At 71.0% G+C, this 19,951-nt stretch carries 12 protein-coding genes; 2 read left to right on the forward strand and 10 right to left on the reverse strand.

Features of this window, described 5'->3' with window-relative positions:
• Positions 1–184: 184 nt before the first annotated feature.
• Both VF647_19730 and VF647_19735 read right to left on the reverse strand, forming a co-directional pair.
• Positions 185–1,780 (reverse strand): nucleotidyltransferase family protein, encoded by a 1,596-nt coding sequence (locus VF647_19730; protein HEX8454320.1) that lies wholly within the window; start codon positions 1,778–1,780, stop codon positions 185–187.
• Positions 1,781–2,438: 658 nt separating this feature from the next.
• Complete coding sequence (locus tag VF647_19735) at positions 2,439–3,611, reverse strand: CHAP domain-containing protein (GenBank protein HEX8454321.1); 1,173 nt, start codon at positions 3,609–3,611, stop codon at positions 2,439–2,441.
• A 587-nt stretch (positions 3,612–4,198) separates the two neighbouring features.
• Between VF647_19735 and VF647_19740 the strand changes: the two genes are divergently transcribed.
• Complete coding sequence (locus tag VF647_19740; GenBank protein HEX8454322.1) at positions 4,199–4,450, forward strand: hypothetical protein; 252 nt, start codon at positions 4,199–4,201, stop codon at positions 4,448–4,450.
• A gap of 35 nt (positions 4,451–4,485) precedes the next feature.
• Positions 4,486–6,054: an NBR1-Ig-like domain-containing protein gene (locus VF647_19745; GenBank protein HEX8454323.1), complete on the forward strand. Its 1,569-nt coding sequence runs from the start codon at positions 4,486–4,488 to the stop codon at positions 6,052–6,054.
• Positions 6,055–6,179: 125 nt separating this feature from the next.
• On the opposite strand, the gene VF647_19750 is transcribed toward VF647_19745, so the two are convergent.
• From VF647_19750 to VF647_19785, 8 genes are all read right to left on the reverse strand, one after another.
• Positions 6,180–7,925 (reverse strand): glycosyltransferase family 9 protein, encoded by a 1,746-nt coding sequence (locus VF647_19750; GenBank protein HEX8454324.1) that lies wholly within the window; start codon positions 7,923–7,925, stop codon positions 6,180–6,182.
• A 2-nt stretch (positions 7,926–7,927) separates the two neighbouring features.
• A complete protein-coding gene (locus VF647_19755; GenBank protein ID HEX8454325.1) occupies positions 7,928–9,130 on the reverse strand; it encodes a class I SAM-dependent methyltransferase in 1,203 nt (400 codons plus the stop codon).
• Between the two features lie 64 nt (positions 9,131–9,194).
• The gene (locus tag VF647_19760) at positions 9,195–10,979 is read right to left on the reverse strand and encodes a methyltransferase domain-containing protein (protein HEX8454326.1); all 1,785 of its coding nucleotides are present in this window, start codon (positions 10,977–10,979) and stop codon (positions 9,195–9,197) included.
• 61 nt (positions 10,980–11,040) lie between these two features.
• Positions 11,041–12,033, reverse strand: coding sequence for a glycosyltransferase family 9 protein (locus tag VF647_19765; GenBank protein HEX8454327.1), 993 nt, complete (start codon positions 12,031–12,033; stop codon positions 11,041–11,043).
• Positions 12,033–12,533 (reverse strand): hypothetical protein, encoded by a 501-nt coding sequence (locus VF647_19770; GenBank protein HEX8454328.1) that lies wholly within the window; start codon positions 12,531–12,533, stop codon positions 12,033–12,035. Before VF647_19770 ends, VF647_19765 begins: the two co-directional genes overlap by 1 nt.
• A 38-nt stretch (positions 12,534–12,571) precedes the next feature.
• A complete protein-coding gene (locus tag VF647_19775) occupies positions 12,572–13,156 on the reverse strand; it encodes a suppressor of fused domain protein (GenBank protein ID HEX8454329.1) in 585 nt (194 codons plus the stop codon).
• Positions 13,157–13,179: 23 nt separating this feature from the next.
• Positions 13,180–17,796, reverse strand: a complete 4,617-nt coding sequence (locus VF647_19780; GenBank protein ID HEX8454330.1) for a DUF4157 domain-containing protein — start codon at positions 17,794–17,796, stop codon at positions 13,180–13,182.
• A 34-nt stretch (positions 17,797–17,830) separates the two neighbouring features.
• Positions 17,831–19,951 carry an AAA family ATPase gene (locus VF647_19785; protein ID HEX8454331.1) on the reverse strand — a complete coding sequence of 707 codons (2,121 nt, stop codon included), beginning with the start codon at positions 19,949–19,951 and terminating at the stop codon, positions 17,831–17,833.

Here is a 19,951-nt window from a genome sequence, read left to right on the forward strand (position 1 = left end):
CTCGGCTCGGCTGGATCGCGTGCGATCTTGCATTCGCTGTCACCATAGAACCGTTCGGGGAGGAAAAGATCAGGCCGGCGGAGACCTTGAATGTTCGCCGGCCGATTGGTTCACCCGAACGGGCCAGGGCGTGATCGCGAGATCTTTCGGCGGTGAGCACGGCCGATTCGGAGATCTCCCCCCGTCACTCGAATTTCACTTCGAGTGGGACCATGACGATCGTGTCGGTGTCCACGAAGGGAGCCGGGTAGCGAACGCACCACTTCATTACCGCAAGCATCAGGGGGATTGGGTCCGCCGAGCCCTGCGCCGCGAACGCCTCCCGGGGGATGGAGAGCTCGACCGCGTACGTTCGTCCGGCGGCGATTCTGGCGCGCCCCGCCCCGAACTTCCTCAGCCGGTTGCCAGGCACGAGGACGGTCGCGCTCAGGCTGGCGTCGTCGGCCGGCTCCCCGTAGAGGTAGACGTGATAGGCTTCCTCGGTGCCGTCGAGCGGCTCCAGGAAAGCGACGTCCACGCGCAGGGCGCCGTCGTGCCGGGCTACGCTGAACTCGAACGGAAGAGCCTTCCCTTCGATGCTCTGCGCCACCACCCGCGAAACCCCGCGCGAGGGTGAAGGAGCGGCATCCACGGCGTAGACCGCCGGTCGTCCATCCGCGGACGCCACCACCGGCGCCGGCTGCAGCCGGCGGATCGCCGTGCTCTGGCTCGCGCGAACGAGAAGCTCCTCCACCGGCCCTGAAGCGGCCCAGCCGCCGTACCAGGTGATCAACCTCGGCACCCCCACGGCGGGATCGAGCCCGGCTTCGACCGGGAAGGGGTTCACGCCCAGGAAGTGCCGCAGCAGCGACGCCGCCAGCCGCACGCTGTCGTGCGCCGCGAAGCGCTCCACCAACCCCTGGAACCGGGCCGGATCGAAGAGCGGGTGGCGGGTGAGGTCGAGGATGTTGGCCAGCGTGACGGGCCGGATGACGGTGTCGAAGTGCGCGGGCGGATGAATGGAGGTCCTGAACTCGTGGGCGCACAGGATGACGACGGCCATGTTGGGATCGGGTATGACCAGATCCAAGGTCCCCGGTGCGACACCGCGGGTGGAGTTCTCCAGGAGGTCGTCGTACAGGATTTCCCGTGCGTCCAGCGCGGGGAAGCGCTGTTCCCACCGGCCCGGATTCCGGGACGGGACGAGATCCGCCGCCGCGACCCCGGCCGGGTACGAGAGGACCGGATAGTAGCTGTGGATGTCGATCTGCGTGGAATCGCGGGACAGCGACGCGAATTCGTGAGGCTTCGCGGTCGCCGCCCCGGTGTATCCGCGATCCTCGGGACGCGGGCACCTCCACACGGCGCGCCACTGCGATTTGTCGCCCTCGAACCCTGCCGCCGTCAGCACTTCCCAGAGCTGTTCCTCATCGGAGCAGAACACATCCATGTCGGCCCCCATCGACAGATGCGACTCGTCGCCGGTGAGCGCATAGATGGTGTGGCCCTTGATCACGATCGGCGGACGCTCCGCCGGGCTCGCGACCGCGGCGATCTCGCGTACGGCTTCCAGGTTGGAGGCCATTTTCTGCCGTGCCCGCTCCTGATCCCGCCGGATGCGCGTGAGGAGTGCGTCCGTGCACCAGGAGGGGCGCTCTTCCTCAGCCCGGCGCAGGAACCGGAAGAGAAGCCGGAACCGCTTCATCAGCGCGTAGACTTCATCCTCGCCGGCGGGCTCCATCGGTGGATGGGCGTTCATTCCCGCGGCCCACCTCAGCAGATCCTGTTCGAGGGTGGTCATGTAGATCCGGGAAGGGAGGGGCACTTCTGCCGGTCGTCGGCGCAGGCGGGAGACGGGCGATGCCGAAGTGAGGTGGCCAGCTCCGCCGGACAACGATGCAGATCACGCGGCATCGGAATACTTGACCGCGATTTGTGACACCCGCAAGTGTCTCGTTCTGCCCGTGCGCACCGCCGATCCTGGTCGGCGCTGGCTCTGGATCTGCCATCACCTGCGGCAACACGCAGGGCTGCACGCGCATGGGCGCCGAAGATCATCCTCCACCGTTGTCGATCTGCTCCCCGGCACGCTGCTCGGTGGGCGCACACACGCGCTGATCTGCGAGACGCGTCCCAGTAGAGACGGAGGGGACTCCATCCTCAACGACGGGGATGCTCGCGACGGCTGCTACGGCGTGGAGGCCCCGCGCCAAGCAATCGCCGGGGCGCGCGGCAGCGGCATCCCTCTTCTGCTCACCCTAGACATCAACGGCGGCGACTACTCCCGCCCATGTTCGGCCTCACCCACGACATCGTCCTCCACCGTATAGATCTGGTCAACGGCGCACTGCTCGGGATGATCCGGGAGATTCTTTTGGCGACCACAGGCGACTCGTCCCGCGTGGATACTGAAAACGGCTCCGGCTGCGTGTGCAGCCGGAGCCGAATGCGGCAGAGGCTCAGAACTCGATGAACACGCTTGGCCAGCGGTTCGAGCCGGGGTAGATCCTGCGAGTGCCGTATCCCAATGAGGTGGTGTAGTTGTACTCCTCCACCAGGATGCTCCCGTCGCTGTACACTGCCGCGACATAAGCTACGTGGCCGTAGGTGTTGGCCCCGCCGTTATATCCCGCTTCCCATTGAGCTGTCCGACCGACGGCCGGTTGCGAGTGAAGCCGCACCCCGGCTGCCTGGGCGCCAGCCGACCGTGCAGCGTCGTCCCACGTTGTCGCATGGCCCCACTTTTGGACCCCAGCATACTGATTGGTGAAGTTCGATGCGCGGGTACGGGTGCGGATGCGCCACGCCGCGAACGAGGTGCACTGGCGATAATAGAAGTTCCAGGGATCAATGGCATTCGGATCGGCAGTCTTGTACGGGTAGTCGTCGCTTATCTGCGTGCTGCCCGAACCGCTCGGGACACAACCCGACGTGGTGTTGGTAGCCCAGAGAGCCCCGTTCGTCTGCGGGTGCGGCCCACGGTAGATCACGAGGTTACAATCGTCCTGAATCGCGAGCCACGCGCCGGGGTTTCCCGCCGTCCCTGATCCCCACAGCGCCACGCCGCTGCCGGTGTACGCCACCAGGTTACCGTCGGTCTGCATCACCAGCACGCTGGTTCCGCGGTACAGGGTGTTGGGAGCCGACCAGAGCGCGACGCCCTTGTTGTACAGCACCACGTTCTGCTCCGGCTGCACCGTCAGGGTGACGTTCCCGGTGATCGAGGCGACCGACACGGTGCGGGATAGGCGCTCCCCGGGCAGCATTCGTCCCGGAGCGGGACGCGGCGCGCGGCAGAACGTGTTTGTCGACCACAGTACCGGGCCGGACTGTGGAAAGGGTCCGGCGTAGATCACGAGGTTGCAGTCGTCCTGCACCGCGAGCCAGGCGCCGGGATGGCCCGCCGTGCCCGTTCCCCAGAGCGCCACCATGGCGGTGTCGTATGCCACAAGGTTGCCGTCCGTCTGCATGCGCAGAAGGGCGGTTCCCTTGCCAAGTGTGTTGGGGGCTGACCACGAAGCGCCCGCGGAGTCGTAGAGCACAACATTCTGCTCCGGCTGCAGGATCAGCGTGGTAACACCGTTGCACGAGCGCACCGTTTCGCTCACCCGGATCTCTTCGTCGGGGAGCATGCGTCCGCACGCGGATGGTGTCACGGCGGCAACCCTCCCGGATGGAGGTTCCGGCCCGCGCTCCGGGCTCACCGGGGAGCCTGCGTCGCTGCAGGCGGCCATGGCAGAGATCGAGAGCACCAGGAGCAGGGGCCACGCGGAACCCCCACCGTTGCGAGGCCTTAAGGCGGCTGGGGGGAAGAGGGTACGCACTGCGGAGATGATCAGCGTGCCGAGGAGCGAGGGCGTAGAACTCATCTGGATATACTCCGGTCAAGGGGTGCGTTGCGCCTATGGGAACGCGCCGAGTCAGAGCGAAGAAATTGGTGGCCCAGCCCGCGTAAGCCTTGCGGCTCAGCTGGGTGCGCGGTCTGGAGACAGGTTGTCGGTCACCTCCTTTCGAGTCGGTGCGACAGGACGCTTTCGTCGATCGCCCGGCTCGGATAGAATGTCTGTGAAGGAATTTCAGTAGTGCAGATCGTTTGTGTTGCTCTGGCCCTTTGCGTCGCCAACTATGCATCGGTGGAGATTCGCCGCGGAATGGGCGAAGCTCTAAAGCAACTCTAAATCGTTGATTTTGCAGTCCGGCCGAGCTCTAAAAGGTTCTGATGTCCTTCTTCTTACGCACACTTGGCACACCCGCACTCCACGGCGACGACGGAGATGTCCGGCTGAATGCGAAGGAGCTCGCGCTCCTGGTGTATCTCCGGGTCACCGGGCGTCCGCACCTGCGCGGCTCGCTCGGTCAGCTCCTCTGGACCAACATCGCGATTGGCCGAAACAACTCGGTCAACACCGCCATCTCTTCGCTCCGGCGCGCGCTGCCGAGCGGCGCCCTCCCGACCGGCGCCGCCCGGTAGCACTGTGCATTGAGCTGCCCTGTGACGCGGTTGCAGTGCTGAGGATAGTAGACGGAACCGAGTCCGCGGATCTCGCGAGCGCGCTTGAGGCGCACCGGGCACCCTTTCTGGACGGGTTCGAGTTCCAGCTGGGTGAGGGCGCCGAGAACTTCGTCGCGTGGATCGAGGAGCGACGCGCGGCTGTTTCCGCGGCGCTCGTACAACGACTGGAGGAGCAGCTAGCTGATGCGGCACAAGCGGGAGATTGGGCTCGGGTCCGCGAACTGGCGCGGGGTGGGAGCGAGTCGTTGCCCGGCTGGACGGCGGGCGGGGAATGGCTGAACCGCGCGAGCCGCGCTCGAGTGCGGTCGACCCGAATCCGGGCGAGTACGGTGCTGGCGGTGTGCGGGGTGATGATCGTGCTATTGACAGGCCCGCAAGCCTCCCGCGCGGCGCCCGCTTGCCGTGCCGGCGAAGCGCGTGCGCAGCTGGTTCGCCAGATCTACCCGGCGGAGGCGAACCTGGCGATTCGCGAGGGCGAACGGTACACGCCCACCTGGTTTCTGAAGAACGTAGGAACCTGCGCCTGGAGCGGGGGGAGCTCCGTGGAACGGATCCGTGTCCTCGGGCCGGCACCTCTCAGCGGGAATGTGGTGGCGCACAGGATCCGCCGACCCGTGCAGCCTGACGAGGTGGAGGAGGTGGGGGTCGCTGTGCTCGGCCCGCGACGGGAGGGACCGTATGGCGAAGACTGGGTGCTACGCGATGCGTTCGGGAAGCGAATGAGGATGGACGGTGCGGCGCTTCAGGTGAGGTTCCAGGTTCTCCCCGCAAAGCTGCCCATCTGCCGGGCGGGCGAGATCGTCGCCGAACTGCTGGCCGAGAGCCACCCGCGCCGCGATACGCACGTGCGTCCCGGGGAGCGCATTCCTGTTAGCTGGTCGATTGCGAACCGCGGCAAGTGCGCGTGGGATTCGTCCGTCGCACTCCGATTCCATAGCGCGAGCGGAACACGGCTGAGCGACAGCGCCGTTTCGGTCGTCCGTGTGGGAGAGCCTGTACTGCCCACGCTGGGGTATACATTCCAAGTTCCCATGCAGGCGCCCCTGGCCGACGGCTCCTATCTGGAGTCGTGGGAGCTGACCGGTCCCGACGGGCTCGCGGTCCGGGTATCCGATGCCCCTGGAGTCGACATGCGTCTCGTCGTGACGCCGACGGGGGAGATCCGCGCCACGGCGCCGGAGTGCGCCCCGGGCGACGAAGTCGTTTCGTTCATGAACACCGAGAGTGTAATCGATGGCTCTACCGTCGCACCCGGTGTGCAGATCCCGAAGGAATGGACGCTTCTGAACAAAGGTGAATGCACCTGGCCCGCCGACGCGTTGCGCCTGCGGCAGGTTCGGTCCGACCCGGAGTATCGGCGACCCAAGCTGCCCGACGTAGTAGTCGACCGGCCGGTGCCGCCACAGGGCACCTACACCTTCCGATCGCCATTCCCTAGCCCCCGCCGACCCGGCCACTACCGCGTGCACTGGCAGATGTACAACGGCGCCGATGACAGCGTCCGCATCTCCAGAACCTGGACGATCTGGGCTGATTTCGACGTACGGGGTGGGACACCGTAGCAAAACTTCCCTCCGTGGGTTATGGGAACGCAAAAGGGCCCTGCAATCGCAAGACGATGCAGGGCCTCCGCTTACCGCAGTGGAGGCGGTCGGGATTGACCCCCTCACTTTCTGTTCATGTGACGCTACCTGGCCGCATGCGCGGGTGCGGCGAGGGTTGCGTAGAAGCTCCAGGCCTCACCCATGGGGGCGCGCACCACGTCGAGCGGGATCGGGTGCCAGCGCGCTTCGCCGGGGCGCTTGCGGCTGGTGTTGCCACCGTGGACCAGGGCGGCGTAGAGGCCGGGGTCGGGGATCGCGGCCACGGCGCCGGCGGGGAGCGCCCAGACCCAGCGGGTGTCCTCGCCCTCGTTGAGCTGGGGAAAGGGGCGACGCTCCCACGCGGCGCGCCGGAACATCAGCGTGCCGCCCGCCAGCCACGGCCGCGCGCGCTCGGGCCAGCGGTACTCCCACGCGCGCCCCGCCACGGGGTCGAAGAAGCGCACCTGCGCCAGCCCGCACGCGCCCGCCGCCGGCCTCGCGGCGAGGGCGCTCACCTGGGTGGAGAGGCGGTGCGGGGGCATCCAGTCGTCGTCGTCCCAGTGCGCCAGCAGCTCGCCACGGGCCAGCGAGCACGCCAGGTTGCGCTTGGCGCCCAGCGTCGCCTGCCGCTCCACGCGGTGGTACCGGATGCGTGGATCGGGCGGGATGAGGTCGTCCACCGCGTCTGCGCCGTCGTCCACCACCACCAGCTCGCGGCGGGGGTGGTCCTGCTCCAGGAACTGCTCGATGGCGTGCGGCACGAACCGCCGCCGGTCGCGCGTGGGCATCAAGCAGGAGACCAGCGGGACGGGAGGATCGTCATCCTCCCCTGCGCCTGATCGCTCCAAGGGCGTAGCGGAGCGGGTGAGGGAGACGAGCGCTACTCTCGGGGGCGGGTCGGCGATGAATCCTTCGTCCAGCGTTCCCATCGCCGTGCGTACCTCGCGCTCCACGTGCGCGACGTCGAGCGAACGCAGGCAGTCCACGCGGGCGCGGCAGGTGCGGAGGCGCGCGGTGGTCCAGCATGGCTCGCAGGGCAGGCCCGCGCGCAGAACGGCGACGTTGGGCGGGAAGGGGCCCAGCACGCGATCGGAGGTGGGGCCGAAGAGGAGGAGGGTGGGCACGCCGGTGGCCCCGGCCAGATGCCCCAGGCCGCTGTCGTTCGCCACCACCGCCCCCGCCGACGCGAGCACCGACGCCGTCTCGCGCAGCGTCAGCCGGCCGGCGAGGGAGCGCACGTGCGCGGGGAAGCCGAACGCGGCGCCACCGAAGGCGCGCAGGTCGTCGGCCGTGCCCACGACGACGACATCGGGGAAACGCCCGGCCAGGGCGGCGAAGTGCGGCCAGCGCTTGGCCGCCATCTCGCCCGTCTTGCACCCCGGCGCCAGGACGAGCGTCGCCTGCGTCACGCCGTGCGCGTCGGATGGGGACACGGGAAGGGTGTACGCCGGCCGCTCGCCGCGCGGCCATCCCAGCGCCTCGGCGAACGCCAGGTACCACCCCTGCTCGTCGCGCGCAAAGAGGGCATTGGGCGGGCGGGGGACGCAGTCGCGGCGGCCGTCGTACAGGCGGGCGAGCCGCGTCCAGTAAAAGGGCGGCACGGCGGGGACCACGTGCCGGTACCGCTCGCCGGATGGAACGCGGCCGGCGTGCACGCGGCGCACCACGCTCCACCCGCCAAAGAGCTCCGCGGCCTGCGGGTAGTCGGCGTGCAGCAGGAGGTCCACCTCGTACCCCATGCGGTACAGCGCCACGAGCAGCGGCGTGGCCAGCACCAGGTTGCCCACGCCGGCAGCGAGGTGCACCAGCACCGCGTCCCCGTCCGGCGGGTCCAGGCGGTGTGCATCCATCGTCACGCCTTGCGCCACACCCACAGGTTCTGGCCGTGGTCCACGTGGTAGCGGCCGCGGCCCAGCATGCGGTCGAGCGCGCGGCCTACCGAGGGGTAGGTGTCGATGTCGTGGCCCGCCACCACGCCGCCGGGCTTGAGCCGGGGGAGCCACCAGAGGAGGTCGTTCACCAGCGCCTCTTCCGCGTGGTCGCCGTCCAGAAAGAGCAGGTCCACGCTGGCGTCGCAGAACTCGCGCGCCGCCTGCAGCGAGTCCATGGGGAGCACCGTGACGGCGCTGGCCGAGCCCGAGCGCTCCAGGTTGTCCTCGAACGCCGCGCGCAGCGATCCGCCGTGCGCCTCCACCACGTGGAGGACCGCCTCGTCGGATGGTGAGCCGGTGAAGGTGTCGACGGCGAAGAGGCGCAGATCCTTGCGCGCCGCCTTCATGGTCTGCGCCAGGTAGATGATGGAGCGCCCCAGCAGCGTCCCCACCTCCACCACCACGCTGCCGTGGGCGAGGGCGCGGACCTGCTGCTCGTAGAAGCAGGGCCAGTCGAACCACCCGGGCACCTCGTCCCAGCGCAGCTCGGGCGCGCCGCCGTCGCCGGCGCGCCACCAGGGGTCGAAGTCGGCGGCGGTGTGGTGCCCGGCGCCGTGGGTGGAGCCGGATTCCACGTGCTCCACCAGGCTGGGCGTGTGCACCACCAGCGCATTCGGGTCCATGCGCGCCGCCAAGCGCGACATCTTGATGTCCTGCAGCCCGGGGACGTCCAGCCACTGCCGCAGACAGTAGTCGGCGACGTCGGGGGTGATGAGGAACGCCTGGCTGCCGTACACCGAGCCCGCGTCGGCGATGAACCCGTCCCGTACCGGCGGCGCATCGCCCCGTGGGGACAGGGTCGGGTTGTAGAGGATGCCCAGCAGGGGAGCACGCCCGTCGCGCACCGGCGCCCACTGTTCCAGGTTGGCGCGCAGGTGGCGGCTCACGGCCACGTCGTCCTCCAGCACCAGCGCGTAGGCGGGGCGGTCGGCGGCGATGCGCTCCAGCACGCGCCGGTAGTTCTCCGTCTGGTTCGCCTTGGGGTCGCCCCCGACCGCCTCGTCCACGCACACGGTGGGCGGGCCGTCCCAGTCGGAGCGCAGGATGGAGTCGAGCGTGCTCCGGGTGACCCCCGCGGCCACCCGCGCGCCGCAGGTCAGGAGATAACAGCGCAGGTCAGGCATGGAGTGCGCGCGTGAAAGGTCGGGCCCGGCGGGCGCCGGGCGCTGGATGTCCGGAGAGATCACGTTATGCCCCGTCCCCGGGCGCGTAGACGAACAGCTTCCACCCCATGCGCCGGGCGAGGGCGTGGCGGCGGAAGAGGGTCTCCACGTTCCGGTGCAGGGGGTCCTGCTTCCATCCGGCGGCCACGAAGCGCTCGTGCCACCACGCGCGCGTGCGCAGGGTGACGTGGCTGGGGTCGTTGCCGCGCGGCAGGGGCGCGGCCTGCTGCGCGTCGTCGTCGAAGCTGGGGATGACCGCCACCAGCGCCGTCCCCGTCCACCGCCACGCGCGGGGGAGGAAGGCGTCGATCTGCTCCTCGGTGAGCGTCTGCAGCAGCTCGGCGGCCACCAGCACGTCGAAGCGGCGGTCGTACCGGGCGTCGTCCACCGAGGCGCGGGCGAGATACGGGCGCGCGGCGGGCTCGGCGTGATCGATTGCCCAGGCGCTCCCGTCGAAGCCCCACGCGTCCCGCCCGCGCTCGCGCAGCGCCCGCACCAGCAGCCCCTTGGCGCACCCCGCGTCCAGGAACGACGTGGCGTCCGGAAGCAGCTCCCCCAGCATGGCCGCCGTCTCGCCGAACAGGCCGCCGAAGTGCTTCCAGCTGTAGCCGGACGTCCAGTTGCTCTTGCGCCCCGTCTCGAAGTAGTCCTCGTCGTACCACTCGACCGGGATGGCGCCCTCGAACGACGGATGCGCAGGCTTCGTCTCCACCTGCGGCGCGCTCGCGGCCGCTCGGCGCCAGCGGGGTGCGTCGGCGCGGCGCAGCACGTCGGCCAGGCGGTCGCGCGCGGCGGTGCCCACGGCCTCGAGCGAGAAGTCCGCGCAGATGCGCTCCGCGGCGGCGGCGGAGCGCGCCCGGGCGCCCGCGGGGTCGGCGTGGACGGCGCGCATCAGCTCGGCGGCGTGCGCCACGTCCGGCTGGGCCCAGCGCATCCTTGGATGGTAGTACTGGTACGGCTGCCGCACCGGGTGCAGGGTGCAGCGCACCAGCGCGTGCGCATGGGGGTCCAGGTAATCGAGCGGCCCCGACCAGGCGGTCGCCACCACCGGCGTGCCTCGGCAGGCGGCCTCGAAGAGCGGGTATCCCCACCCCTCGCCGCGGTGCAGGCTCACGTAGCAGTCGCCGCGGCGGTGCAGCGCCTCGACGCCCGGCTCGCTCCAGCTTTCCGCCCGCAGCGCCACCCGCGCGCCCGACGGATGCCTTGCGCGCGCCGCCTCCACCTCGGCGTGCGCGGCGGCGGCCGAGGCGGCGTCGGTCTTGAGCAGCAGCACCGTGCGGTCGGCCGCGGAAAAGGCGGACAGGTAGGCGTCCAGCGTCTCCCGCGGCCCCTTGCGCTCCTGCCAGGCGAAGACGGCGTAGAAGACGAATTCGTCGTCCTCCACATCCAGGAAGGACGCCGGGTCGGGCGTATCCCCGTTGGCGTGCGGCGGAAAGACGGGGTGGGGAAGGCGAAAGACAGGGCGCTCCAGCCCCTTGCCGAACACCTCCACATTGTGCGTGCAGGGGAGCCATACCTCCTGCACGTGGTTGAGCGCGCTGCGCCACTGGCCGGGCATGGCGTCCGTCTCCCACACCGTCATCCCCACGCTGTTGCGGAGGGGAAAGGCCAGCCGCGCCCACTGCGTCGGGATGCCGTGGAAGAGGTGCACGTCCGGGCTGGCGGGGCGCCCCATCAGCGATGCAACCAGCTCGTCCGGTGGCGGGTGCCGGTGGCGCGACAGGTCCATCACGCTCAGCTCCACCCCCGCGCGATGCAGCGCGTGCACGTAGCCCCGGGCCGTGTGCCCGTAGCCCGAGGTATCGGACACGTACCCGTAGTAAGCGACGGAAAGGGATTCCATGGATGCGTGTTCTCGGTTTGCGGGGCGGTCAGGCGGGGATGGCCGCCGCGCCTCGGTGCCACGGGCTCCACGCGTCGTCCGCGAAGAGCTCGGGTAGGTGGCCGCGCAGGTGGGCGAGCACCTCTTCGGCGGTGAGGGTGCGCAGGCACTCCAGGCGGCGGGGGCAGGTGCGGCGGCCCCAGGGCTGGCGGCGGCACGCGCCCTCGCACGGCAGCCCCTTGGTCACCGGCAGCATGTTGGGCGCGGAGAGAGCCTCGCGCGCCGGGCTGGTAATGCCGAACACGCCCAGCACGGGGATCCTCAGCGCCACTCCCAGGTGCATGAGCCCCGAATCGTTGGACACCAGCGCCGCGCACTGGCTCAGCAGCGCCGCCGTGTCGGGCAGGGAGAGTGCGCCGGTGAAGTCGCGCGCGTGCCCCGGCCAGGCGAACGGGCGCGCGAAGTAGGTGCCATCCACCCGCCGGTCCTCCTCGGCACCCACGACGACGACCTCGGGAAGGAGCGCCGCCAGGTCGGCGAAGCCGTGCCACTTCTTCCACGGCCAGTTGGCCTTGCACCCCGGGTGCAGCGCCACCGTCCCCGGCGCCAGGTCGAAGCGCCGCCCCGAGTGCACCGCGAGCGGGCCGGGAATCGCATCCGTCCACCCCAGCTCGCGGGCCAGGCGCCCCACGCACGCCGCGTCTCCGTCCGCCACCCAGCGCCGGTCGAAGGAGAGCGTGCGGTCCGCTTTCACCAGCGGCGGGAGCTGCTGGCGGCTCCAGTAGGTGAAGGTGGCCACGTCGTAGCGCGTCTCCGCCAGCCCGTCCGCCCGCGATGCGGTGTCGCGCGACCACCGCGAGGGGACGTGGAAGAGGCGCCGCACCCCGGGCGCGCCGTCGAGCAGCGCCACCGTGCCGGCGTAGTCGGGGGCCAGCAGCAGGTCCACCTCGTAGCCGAGCGCCCCCAGCACGCGCACCAGCGGCGTGGCGCGCAGCACGTCGCCCAGCCCGCCGGCGGCGGTGACCAGGGCCTGCGGAGGCATCAGGATGCGCCCGGGTCCGGGGGATTCGCGCCCGTCGCACCCGCGTCGTCCGGCTTCTCGGCGGCGGCGGGTGCGTGCGTCTCGGGGCGCGCGCGGTGCTCGCGCGCGGCGCGCTGGAGCGCCTGGCCCAGCTCCTTGAGACCGGCGCGGGCGCGCTCCGCCGCCTCGCGCACGTCGTCCGGCATTTCCGCGACGCCCTGCTCCCAGGCCGCGCGGTTCTCCTCGCGCATGGCGGCGGTGCGCTCGCGCAGGCGCACCACGAAGCCGAGTGCCTTGCCGCGTACCTCGCCCAGCACGCCGCCCAATTGCTCCTTTGCCCACCCCTGCGCCTCCTCCTTCGTCACCTCGTACGCGAGCACCGCCGCCTCGTCCACCGAGCGCTCGCGCCCAAGGGAAGTGCGGATGTGGAACTCGCCCGCCGGCAGTTCCGCGTCATCGGGGATGATGAAGCGGCGGGCGAGGGCCCCGTCGGACCAGAGGGTTTGTGCGGAAAGGGGCATCGGTTCCGGTACGGGAGGTTTCAGGGCTATGTGGCGCGTCAGGCAGCCGCCGGACGCTCATAGTCCTCGAATACTGCCCCCTTGCCCTTCAACCGATTCGCAGCAAGGTCGCCAACTTCCTCCACGACCTTCGTTTCGCTTTCGTACAGGGGAATGGCCCGCAAAATCAGGACGTTGGGTTCAAGGAACGGGAGGTGGGTGGGTGTCGTCGTCCAGTGCTTGAGCAGCAGATAGGGCATTGACGCGAACGGATGAATTACCGCCGGGACCAGCGTTCCGGGATCCAGGTACAACCCCTTTCGCAGCCGTTCGATGATCATCTTCCCCAGATCGTGTGCAACCCGGGTCTGCTCTTCTTCGCTGAGCTTTCCCTTGATCTCGAGCACCAGTTCTACGCGAGGGTCAAGTTGCGGCAAGGTGTGCAGGCCCAGACCCACGGTCATCGCGGTAGTGATGTCGTCGTCGCGAGGATTGTCGGTTGGGAGGAGGAAGGCCACGTCCAGCTCACGCAGCAGCCCCTCGTCGGCTCCTTCGTGGCGGAGCTCGACGACGTGGTCGGGCACGCCGATCCATTCTTCGACCGCCGCGTGCAGTTTCTCGAGGGTGGGGGTGTTGTCGGTCATGGCCGTGCTCCCGGGGAACATGTTTACAGCCAGCTATCGTGGCTGCCCGCCTCTTCGGTAGGCACCATGTAGCGCGGCGCTCGCGAGCCGGAGGCGGACGACTCGGCCGTGTGCTCGGGACCATGGTAGTTCGCCGGGTCCCGGTTCCATAGCTGGTTCTCGGACTTCGGATGGCGATGCCCCTCGCGGTTCCAGTACTCGGACGCACCTTCGGGACCGTGTCCCAAAATGGCTGCGGGGAACGCGAAGTCAGGATACGTTCCCGGGCTCACCACGCTTTGGTAGCGCGCACTGCTCATGTGGTAAGCAGCCGAGGTGGGCTGCAGTGGGCGGGGCGACAGCGCGTTGAACCCTTTGCTGAGCACCGCCAGACCTGTCGGAGAGGTCTTGGCCGGGTTGCTGAACCCGTACTTGCTCCGGCTGTTCTCATCGTTGGTGGCGCGCTGTCCAGCCTTGACTGGATCCGTGCTGTACTGTGTTCCGCGGTCACCTACCTCTGCCGAGGCCAGCATGAAGAGCTTGCCCTCGTCCTGCCAATCGCGCACACGGCGGCCAGCCGTCTTCTGGGACACCCCCAGTATGGACTCGAGCTTTCGACGAGAGAAGAGTCGCTTGTCCGGGAGCGCCGCATTCAGCTTGTTGAAATCGGCGTCACTACCGTCGTCGATGTTCAGCTTGACCTGGATTTCGCTGATCACCGTGCGAAGGCTTTCTTCCGCTGCTTCCACCGCGTCGTCGGCCGCCTTTACCGCCGCGTCGTCGGGTGTGTCGCCCTCCCGCAGCTTGTTCGATACTTCCTTTGCCTTGGGGATTGTCTCGTTCACCACCTGCCGCGCCCTTGGGATCAGGCCGAGCACGGCGATGCGGTTCGGATCGTCCTCCGGAAGCTCCTTGGCCTTTCCGTCGTAGATGTCGAGCGCGGTGAGCACCGGGCCTCCCCCGCCGCTGGCCATCATCACCACGGGGGTGGTCCCCTCCATCTCCACCCAGAGGCGGTGATTCTCGTCAGACTGCCAGGTGACCACCTTCCCGATCTGCCCATCGTATTCGCCTTCCGCGGCTCCTTCCGGCCCATGCTCCGGTCCTTGCGCCATTCCCAGGCTGGCTAGCAGCCCGCGCGCGCGGGTGGCCAGGAAGCCGATGATGCGGTCGACGATGGAGAGCACCTGCGTCTGGAAGCCCTTGATGACGTCGGCGATGGCCTCCGGCAGGCCGCCGAGGCCCAGGTAGCCGGCGAGGAAGTCGATGACCGGCGGGATCAGCCGCGCCAGCGCCCCCTCCACCGCGTTCGCCATTCCGCCGATGTTGCCGGCGATGAGGTCCGTGACGCCGTTGACCACCGTCTCCACGAGGGTGAAGATCCGCGAGGCGTTCTCGAAGATCCACTTGAGCACCCGGAAGATGGCCTCGATGGCCTGCAGGATGGCCCCCGCCGGGTTGAAGAGCAGCAGGATGCGCGGCGTGACCGCCTGGATGAGGGCCTGCACCAGGTACTCCACGGCCGCGTCGAGCACCATCTGCAGCAGGTTGGCCGGGTCCAGCTGCTCCTTGATCAGCTCGAAGAGCCCCTCGGGTCCCATTTCGATCAGGCTGGAGACCAGCTCCCACGCCTTCTCGATGAGCGCGACGTTCTCCTCGCCGATGTGGCGGGCCAGGATCTGCCTGATGTTGGGCCAGGTGAGCCCCATCAGCTGCAGGAAGAAGGTGATGATGCTCTTGAGCGAGGTGTCGGCGGGGATCTGCACCCCCACCGAGCCCAGGCCTGAGAAGAGCCAGTCCATCAGCCCCTGCAGCAGGTGCGTGCCGATGTTGTCGAAGAACTGCGAGAAGCCCTGGCCGACCGCGCTCATCAGGTTGTTGACGAAGTTCATCGGGTCGTCGGCGATCGAGTCGATCGCGGCGCCGATCTTGTCCACAACCGCCCAGAACGAGGCGGGCGAGATGCCCAGCACGCTGAGCAGCCCGTCGATGATGAAGCGGGCCGGGTCTTCGAGGAACGCGTTGACGGCGTCGGCGATGCGGCCGATGAGCCCCTTCGCCGCCTCGCGCAGCTCGTGGATCTTGGCGCGGACGTCCTGCACCGCCTGACCTGCGCGCCGGGTGAGGTCGCGGGTGAAGTCGGAGCGGGTCTGCTGCGCACGCTCCTGCAGCCCGTTGAGCCGCTCGCCGAACTGCGCCTGTTGCTCGGCGGCCCACCCCTGCAGCTCGGCGGGGAGCGACTCGAAGACGGCGGCGATCTGCGTGCGCGAGTCGTCCACGATGGCCTCGCACGCGGCGATGACCCCGTTGACGTCGCGGGAGATCTCGCGGATCAGGTCGCAGACGCCGTCGCCGAATGCCTTCTCGGCGTCGTCGTACTCCTCGGTGACCCAGTCCGGCAGGCCGGTGAAGTAGTCGACGATGGCCAGCGCGGTGCTCTCGTGGCGCTCGTCGACCCACTTCTTCACGCGCGCCAGGTGCTGGTCGAACTCGGTGGAGAGCACCTGCACCCCGGCTTCCCAGCGGGCCATGGCGGTGGCCGGCAGCGGGTCCAGCAGGCTGCTCACCCGGGTCTGCGCATCGTCGAAGATGCGCTGCGCCTGGGCGGCGGCCTGCGTGCGCATCTGCTCCTCGGAGCCCACCATCTCGCCCTGCTGGGCGGCGCCGGCGCTGGTGGTGCTCTCGCGGCTCCCCTGCAGCGCCTGCAGCGCGGTGGCCTGCAGCGCGGCCATGTCGGCCTGTGCGCCGGCGAGCGTGGCCTGCTGCTCGGCCAGCACCTCCTGCGGGTCGCGGGCGGCCGTCTCGGTGAGCTCGCCCTGCGCCGCGCGCGCCTCGGCGATGGGGCCGCTCTCCACCAGCTGCGCGGGCTCGCTCTCCATCCCCGCGTCGGCCATCTGCTGCCCGGTGGCGGCCACGTCGGCGTCCAGCGACACCGCTTCGGGGGGCACGCCGTCGGGGGCCGCGGCTTCGGCGGCGAGGTCGGGCGGCGCCTCGCCGGCGGGCGGTCCCTCCAGCGGCACGGGCTCCTGCGCGGGCGCGCCCTCGGGCTCCTCCTGGAGCTGGTCGTACTGGCCCTGCACGTTCTGGGTGTCGGCCTCCACGGAGGCGTTCATCTCGCCGCCGGCCTGCTGCGCCATCTCCTGGGGGTCGGCCTCGACCAGCGAGTCCTCGTCGGGCGGCCGCTTGTCGCGGATGACCTGGTAGATGCGCTCGCAGAGCTCCTCGATCTCCGGGCTGGGCGCGGGGCGCTCCCCCAGCGCGGCGACCAGCTGGTCCCCGGCGCGGGCCTGCGTCTCCTCGGCGGGCTCCTCCACGGCGGCGCGGGCGTCGCCCACCTCCTCTTCGGCGGGGGGCAGGTCGGTGGTGACCTCCACCGCGGCGCCGGCCCGCTGGTCCACCGTCTCCAGGCGCGCCTGCTCTTCGGGCGAGAGCCCGGATGGCGGCTCCGGCATCAGGATCTCCGGGCCGCCCCCCGCGCCTCCACCGGCTCCACCACCCGCGGCCTGGGCTCCGCCGGGTGCACCGCCAGCCGCGGCGGGCGCGGCGCCCGCCGGAGCAGCCGCCGGGGCACCTGACGCAGCCGGAGCGGCAGCGGCGGACGCGGGCGCAGGTGCGGCAGGCGCGGGCGAGGCGGGCGCGGGTGCGGGTGCGGGTGCGGGTGCGCTCGATGCCGGTGCCGCGGGGGGCGAGGGAGGCGCGGATTTGGGGGCGGCGCCTGCGGGTGCGGCGCCGGTTGCTGGGGGTGATGCGGGCGCGCCGGCGGCGGGCTCCTTCTTCGGCTTGTCCGCCGGCTTACGGCGCACGGCGCCGTCCTGCTGCAGCACGTGCGTGACCTCGTGGGCCATCAGCCGCACGTCGCCCGCGCTCTCGCCCCGGCCCAGCCAGATGTGGCGGCCGTGGGTGAAGGCGCGCGCGTTCAGACCGGCGGCGGCGCGCTGGGCGCCGGGGCCGTCGTGCACGCGCACGCCGCCCAGGTCCACGCCCATGCGCGTCTCCAGCGTGCCGCGCGTGGGGGCGGGGAGCGCGGAGCCCGTGCCGGGGGAGGAGATGGCGGCGGCGGCGGTGCTCTGCATGGCGGGCGTGGCCGCCGCGCCCCCGGGCGCCAGCCGCTGCACGGAGGCGGGCTCCTCGTCCTCCTCCTTGAGCTGGACGGGCGGGGCGTCTTCGTCCTCCTCCTTGAGCTGGACCGGCGCGGAGTCTTCGTCTTCCTCCTTGAGCTGGATCGCGCCCTCGTCGTCATCCGGAGGGGGGGCGGCGGGGGCGGCCTGGACGGCGTTGGGCGGGGGCGCGGTCGGATGCTCGTCCACCTCCATCATCTGGTGGACGGGCAGGTCCTCCTTTGCCTTCATCTGCGGAGGTCCGGAGGGACCGGACGGGCCGAGCAGAGACACGCTGGCGCCGGGCGCCGAGAGGCCGCCGGCCACGCGGTCCGCCACGGCGTCGGCCTCGATCTCGTACGCGTCTCCCGGCTGGCCGATCACCGGCTTGCGCTGCACGCCGCCCAGCAGGAGCGCGGGCGGGCCCGGGGCCGCCGCCCAGCCGGAGGCGGCCGGGGACGCGGCGCCAGGAACCGCGGCGGCGGGCGAGCGCGCCGGCGCGGCGGGAGCGTGTGCCCCCTCCACCCGCGCGTGCGGACGCCGGACGCGCTGCGCCTCGCTCACCGGGGGGCGCCCGAGCGCGGTGAGGTCGCGGCGCTCACGAGATGGCGCCCAGGAAGGCGGAGAGCGCGTCCTGGCGCGCGGCGGCGGGGAGCGCCGGCTGCCGCGGGTACGAGGCGCCCGCCTTGCGGTACTCGGCCTCCACCGCGGCGGCCAGCTCGCCCTCGCCCACGACGCCCGCGGGCGAGGCCAGGCCCAGCAGCGCGGCGTCCACGGCGGCGTTGCGGATCTGCCCGCCGGTGAGCTCGAAGCGCGCGGCGGCGTCTTCCAGCGCCTCGGCGCCCACCCCGTGGGTGGAGGGAAGGTGGCGCTGCCAGAGCAGCCAGCGCTCCTCCACCTCGGGTAGGTGGAAGCGGACCACCGCGTCCATGCGGCGGTGGAAGGCCGCGTCGATGGAGCCGGGCGAGTTGGTGGTGACGAAGACGATGCCGGTGTAGCTGTCCAGCCGCTGCAGCAGGTAGTTGGTTTCCAGGTTCGCCCAGCGGTCGTTGGACGAGCGGACCTCGGTGCGCCTCCCCATCAGCGAGTCGCCCTCGTCCAGCAGCAGCACCACGTCGAGGTCCTCGGCGCGGCCCAGGACGCGGGCCAGGTTCTTTTCCGTCTCGCCGATGTACTTGTTGACGATGGTGGACAGGTCCACGCGGTACAGGTCCAGCCCCAACTCGCTGGCCAGCACCCGCGCCGCCAGCGTCTTCCCCGTGCCGCTGGGGCCCTGGAAGAGCGCGCGCACGCCGCGGTTCATCCCGCCGGGCATCCCCCCGCCCAGCGCGTCGGCCAGGCGCTCGCGGTGGCGGCAGCGGCGCTCCAGGTGCAGCAGCTCGGCGGCGGTGGAGCGGTGCAGCACCAGGCGTTCCCACCCGCCGCCGTCTTCCAGGCGCGCGGCGAGCGCGTCCAGCTGCTGCCGGTTGATGGAGCGGGCCGCGGCGCGCACGTCGGCCGCGGTCACGGCGGGGCGGCCCTCGAGCGCGGCGTGGCCCTGCGCCAGCTCGGCCGCGCGGTGGATGTAGCGACCGCCCAGGGTGTACGCGTCGGCCAGGGCGGCGTGCGTGGCCGGGGGCGAGCCGGGAAGGGCGCGGCTCCAGTGGCGGCGGCGCAGGGCGGGGGACTCGGGGGGAAGGTGCACTACCACGGCCCGCTCGGCGGTGGCGCCGCGCAGCCCGCCGTCGTGCCCCGCCACCACCGCCGCCGGCCCCCGCCACCCGCCGCCCGCGGGGACGTCAAAGGTCTCACCGGGCCCCATCTCCAGCACGAAGGCGGGGAGGGCGCCCAGCAGCGCCGCCAGCGGACCCAGCACCCGCCAGGCGGGGGGGAGCTCCGGCCCGGGCGGCACCGCCTCCAGCACCCCGTGGCCCAGCCCGCGCGCGAGGGCGCCGACCAGCTCCAGCCGCTCGCTCCCCGCCAGCCCGCGCACCACCAGCACCTCCGCGCGCCCGGAGCCGAGCAGCACGCCCGCCTCGGCCGCGCGGCGGCGTGCATCGTCGTCCAGCACCATCTCGTCCAGCGGGGCGAACGAGCCTGGCGGGTGCCAGCGGACCCCCGGCAGCGGCTCGGCCGGCGCCTCGCCGGCGACGGCGGTCCACAGCGGTGCGGGAACGCGAAGCTGCCACTCGGCGCGCGGGTCGCCGGGGTTGAGCGCCTCCACCAGCCCCGCGTCCAGCAGCGGCCGGCAGAGCGCCCAGGCGTCGCCCGCCGCGCCGTCGGAACCATCGATCACGCCGGCCACGATCTGGTGCACCAGCGCCACCGTGGGCCGCCGGGCGCCTTCCTGCGCCGCGGCGAAGAGGGTGCCGAAGCGCGCGTCCTCCTCCACCATCCCCACCACCAGCAGCGCCAGCACCTGCGCGTCGCCGAAGCCCGGCTCGCCGCCCAGCGCCCGCAGCGGCAGGTGCGCGCGCACGGACGCCTCCCAGCGCCGCACCCGGTCCGCCAGCCAGCACAGGGCCTCATCGCTGCGCACCTCCCCCGCGTGCGGCAGCGGGAGCTCGCTGAGGTACGCGCGCAGGAAGGGGTGCTCGTCGAGCACGGCGTTCGGCTCCCCGCCCGCGGCCGCGGCGCGGGCGCCGGCGAAGATGACCACGGCCAGCACGGCCTCGTAGAAGCGCAGCGTCAGGTGGCCGTGCGCGTCGCGGGCGACGCCGGGAAAGAGCGGCTCGCTCAT

Source organism: Longimicrobium sp. (assembly GCA_036387335.1).
In the GTDB taxonomy this organism is placed as follows: domain Bacteria; phylum Gemmatimonadota; class Gemmatimonadetes; order Longimicrobiales; family Longimicrobiaceae; genus Longimicrobium.

What these genes read in the sequence shown, in the direction of transcription:
- VF647_19730 (HEX8454320.1), bottom strand. Translation starts at nt 1,780, where the DNA reads ATGACCACCCTCGAACAGGATCTGCTGAGGTGGGCCGCGGGAATGAAC.
- VF647_19735 (HEX8454321.1), bottom strand. Translation starts at nt 3,611, where the DNA reads ATGCTCCCCGACGAAGAGATCCGGGTGAGCGAAACGGTGCGCTCGTGC.
- VF647_19740 (HEX8454322.1), top strand. Translation starts at nt 4,199, where the DNA reads ATGTCCTTCTTCTTACGCACACTTGGCACACCCGCACTCCACGGCGAC.
- VF647_19750 (HEX8454324.1), bottom strand. Translation starts at nt 7,925, where the DNA reads ATGGATGCACACCGCCTGGACCCGCCGGACGGGGACGCGGTGCTGGTG.
- VF647_19755 (HEX8454325.1), bottom strand. Translation starts at nt 9,130, where the DNA reads ATGCCTGACCTGCGCTGTTATCTCCTGACCTGCGGCGCGCGGGTGGCC.
- VF647_19765 (HEX8454327.1), bottom strand. Translation starts at nt 12,033, where the DNA reads ATGCCTCCGCAGGCCCTGGTCACCGCCGCCGGCGGGCTGGGCGACGTG.
- VF647_19770 (HEX8454328.1), bottom strand. Translation starts at nt 12,533, where the DNA reads ATGCCCCTTTCCGCACAAACCCTCTGGTCCGACGGGGCCCTCGCCCGC.
- VF647_19775 (HEX8454329.1), bottom strand. Translation starts at nt 13,156, where the DNA reads ATGACCGACAACACCCCCACCCTCGAGAAACTGCACGCGGCGGTCGAA.
- VF647_19785 (HEX8454331.1), bottom strand. Translation starts at nt 19,951, where the DNA reads ATGAGCGAGCCGCTCTTTCCCGGCGTCGCCCGCGACGCGCACGGCCAC.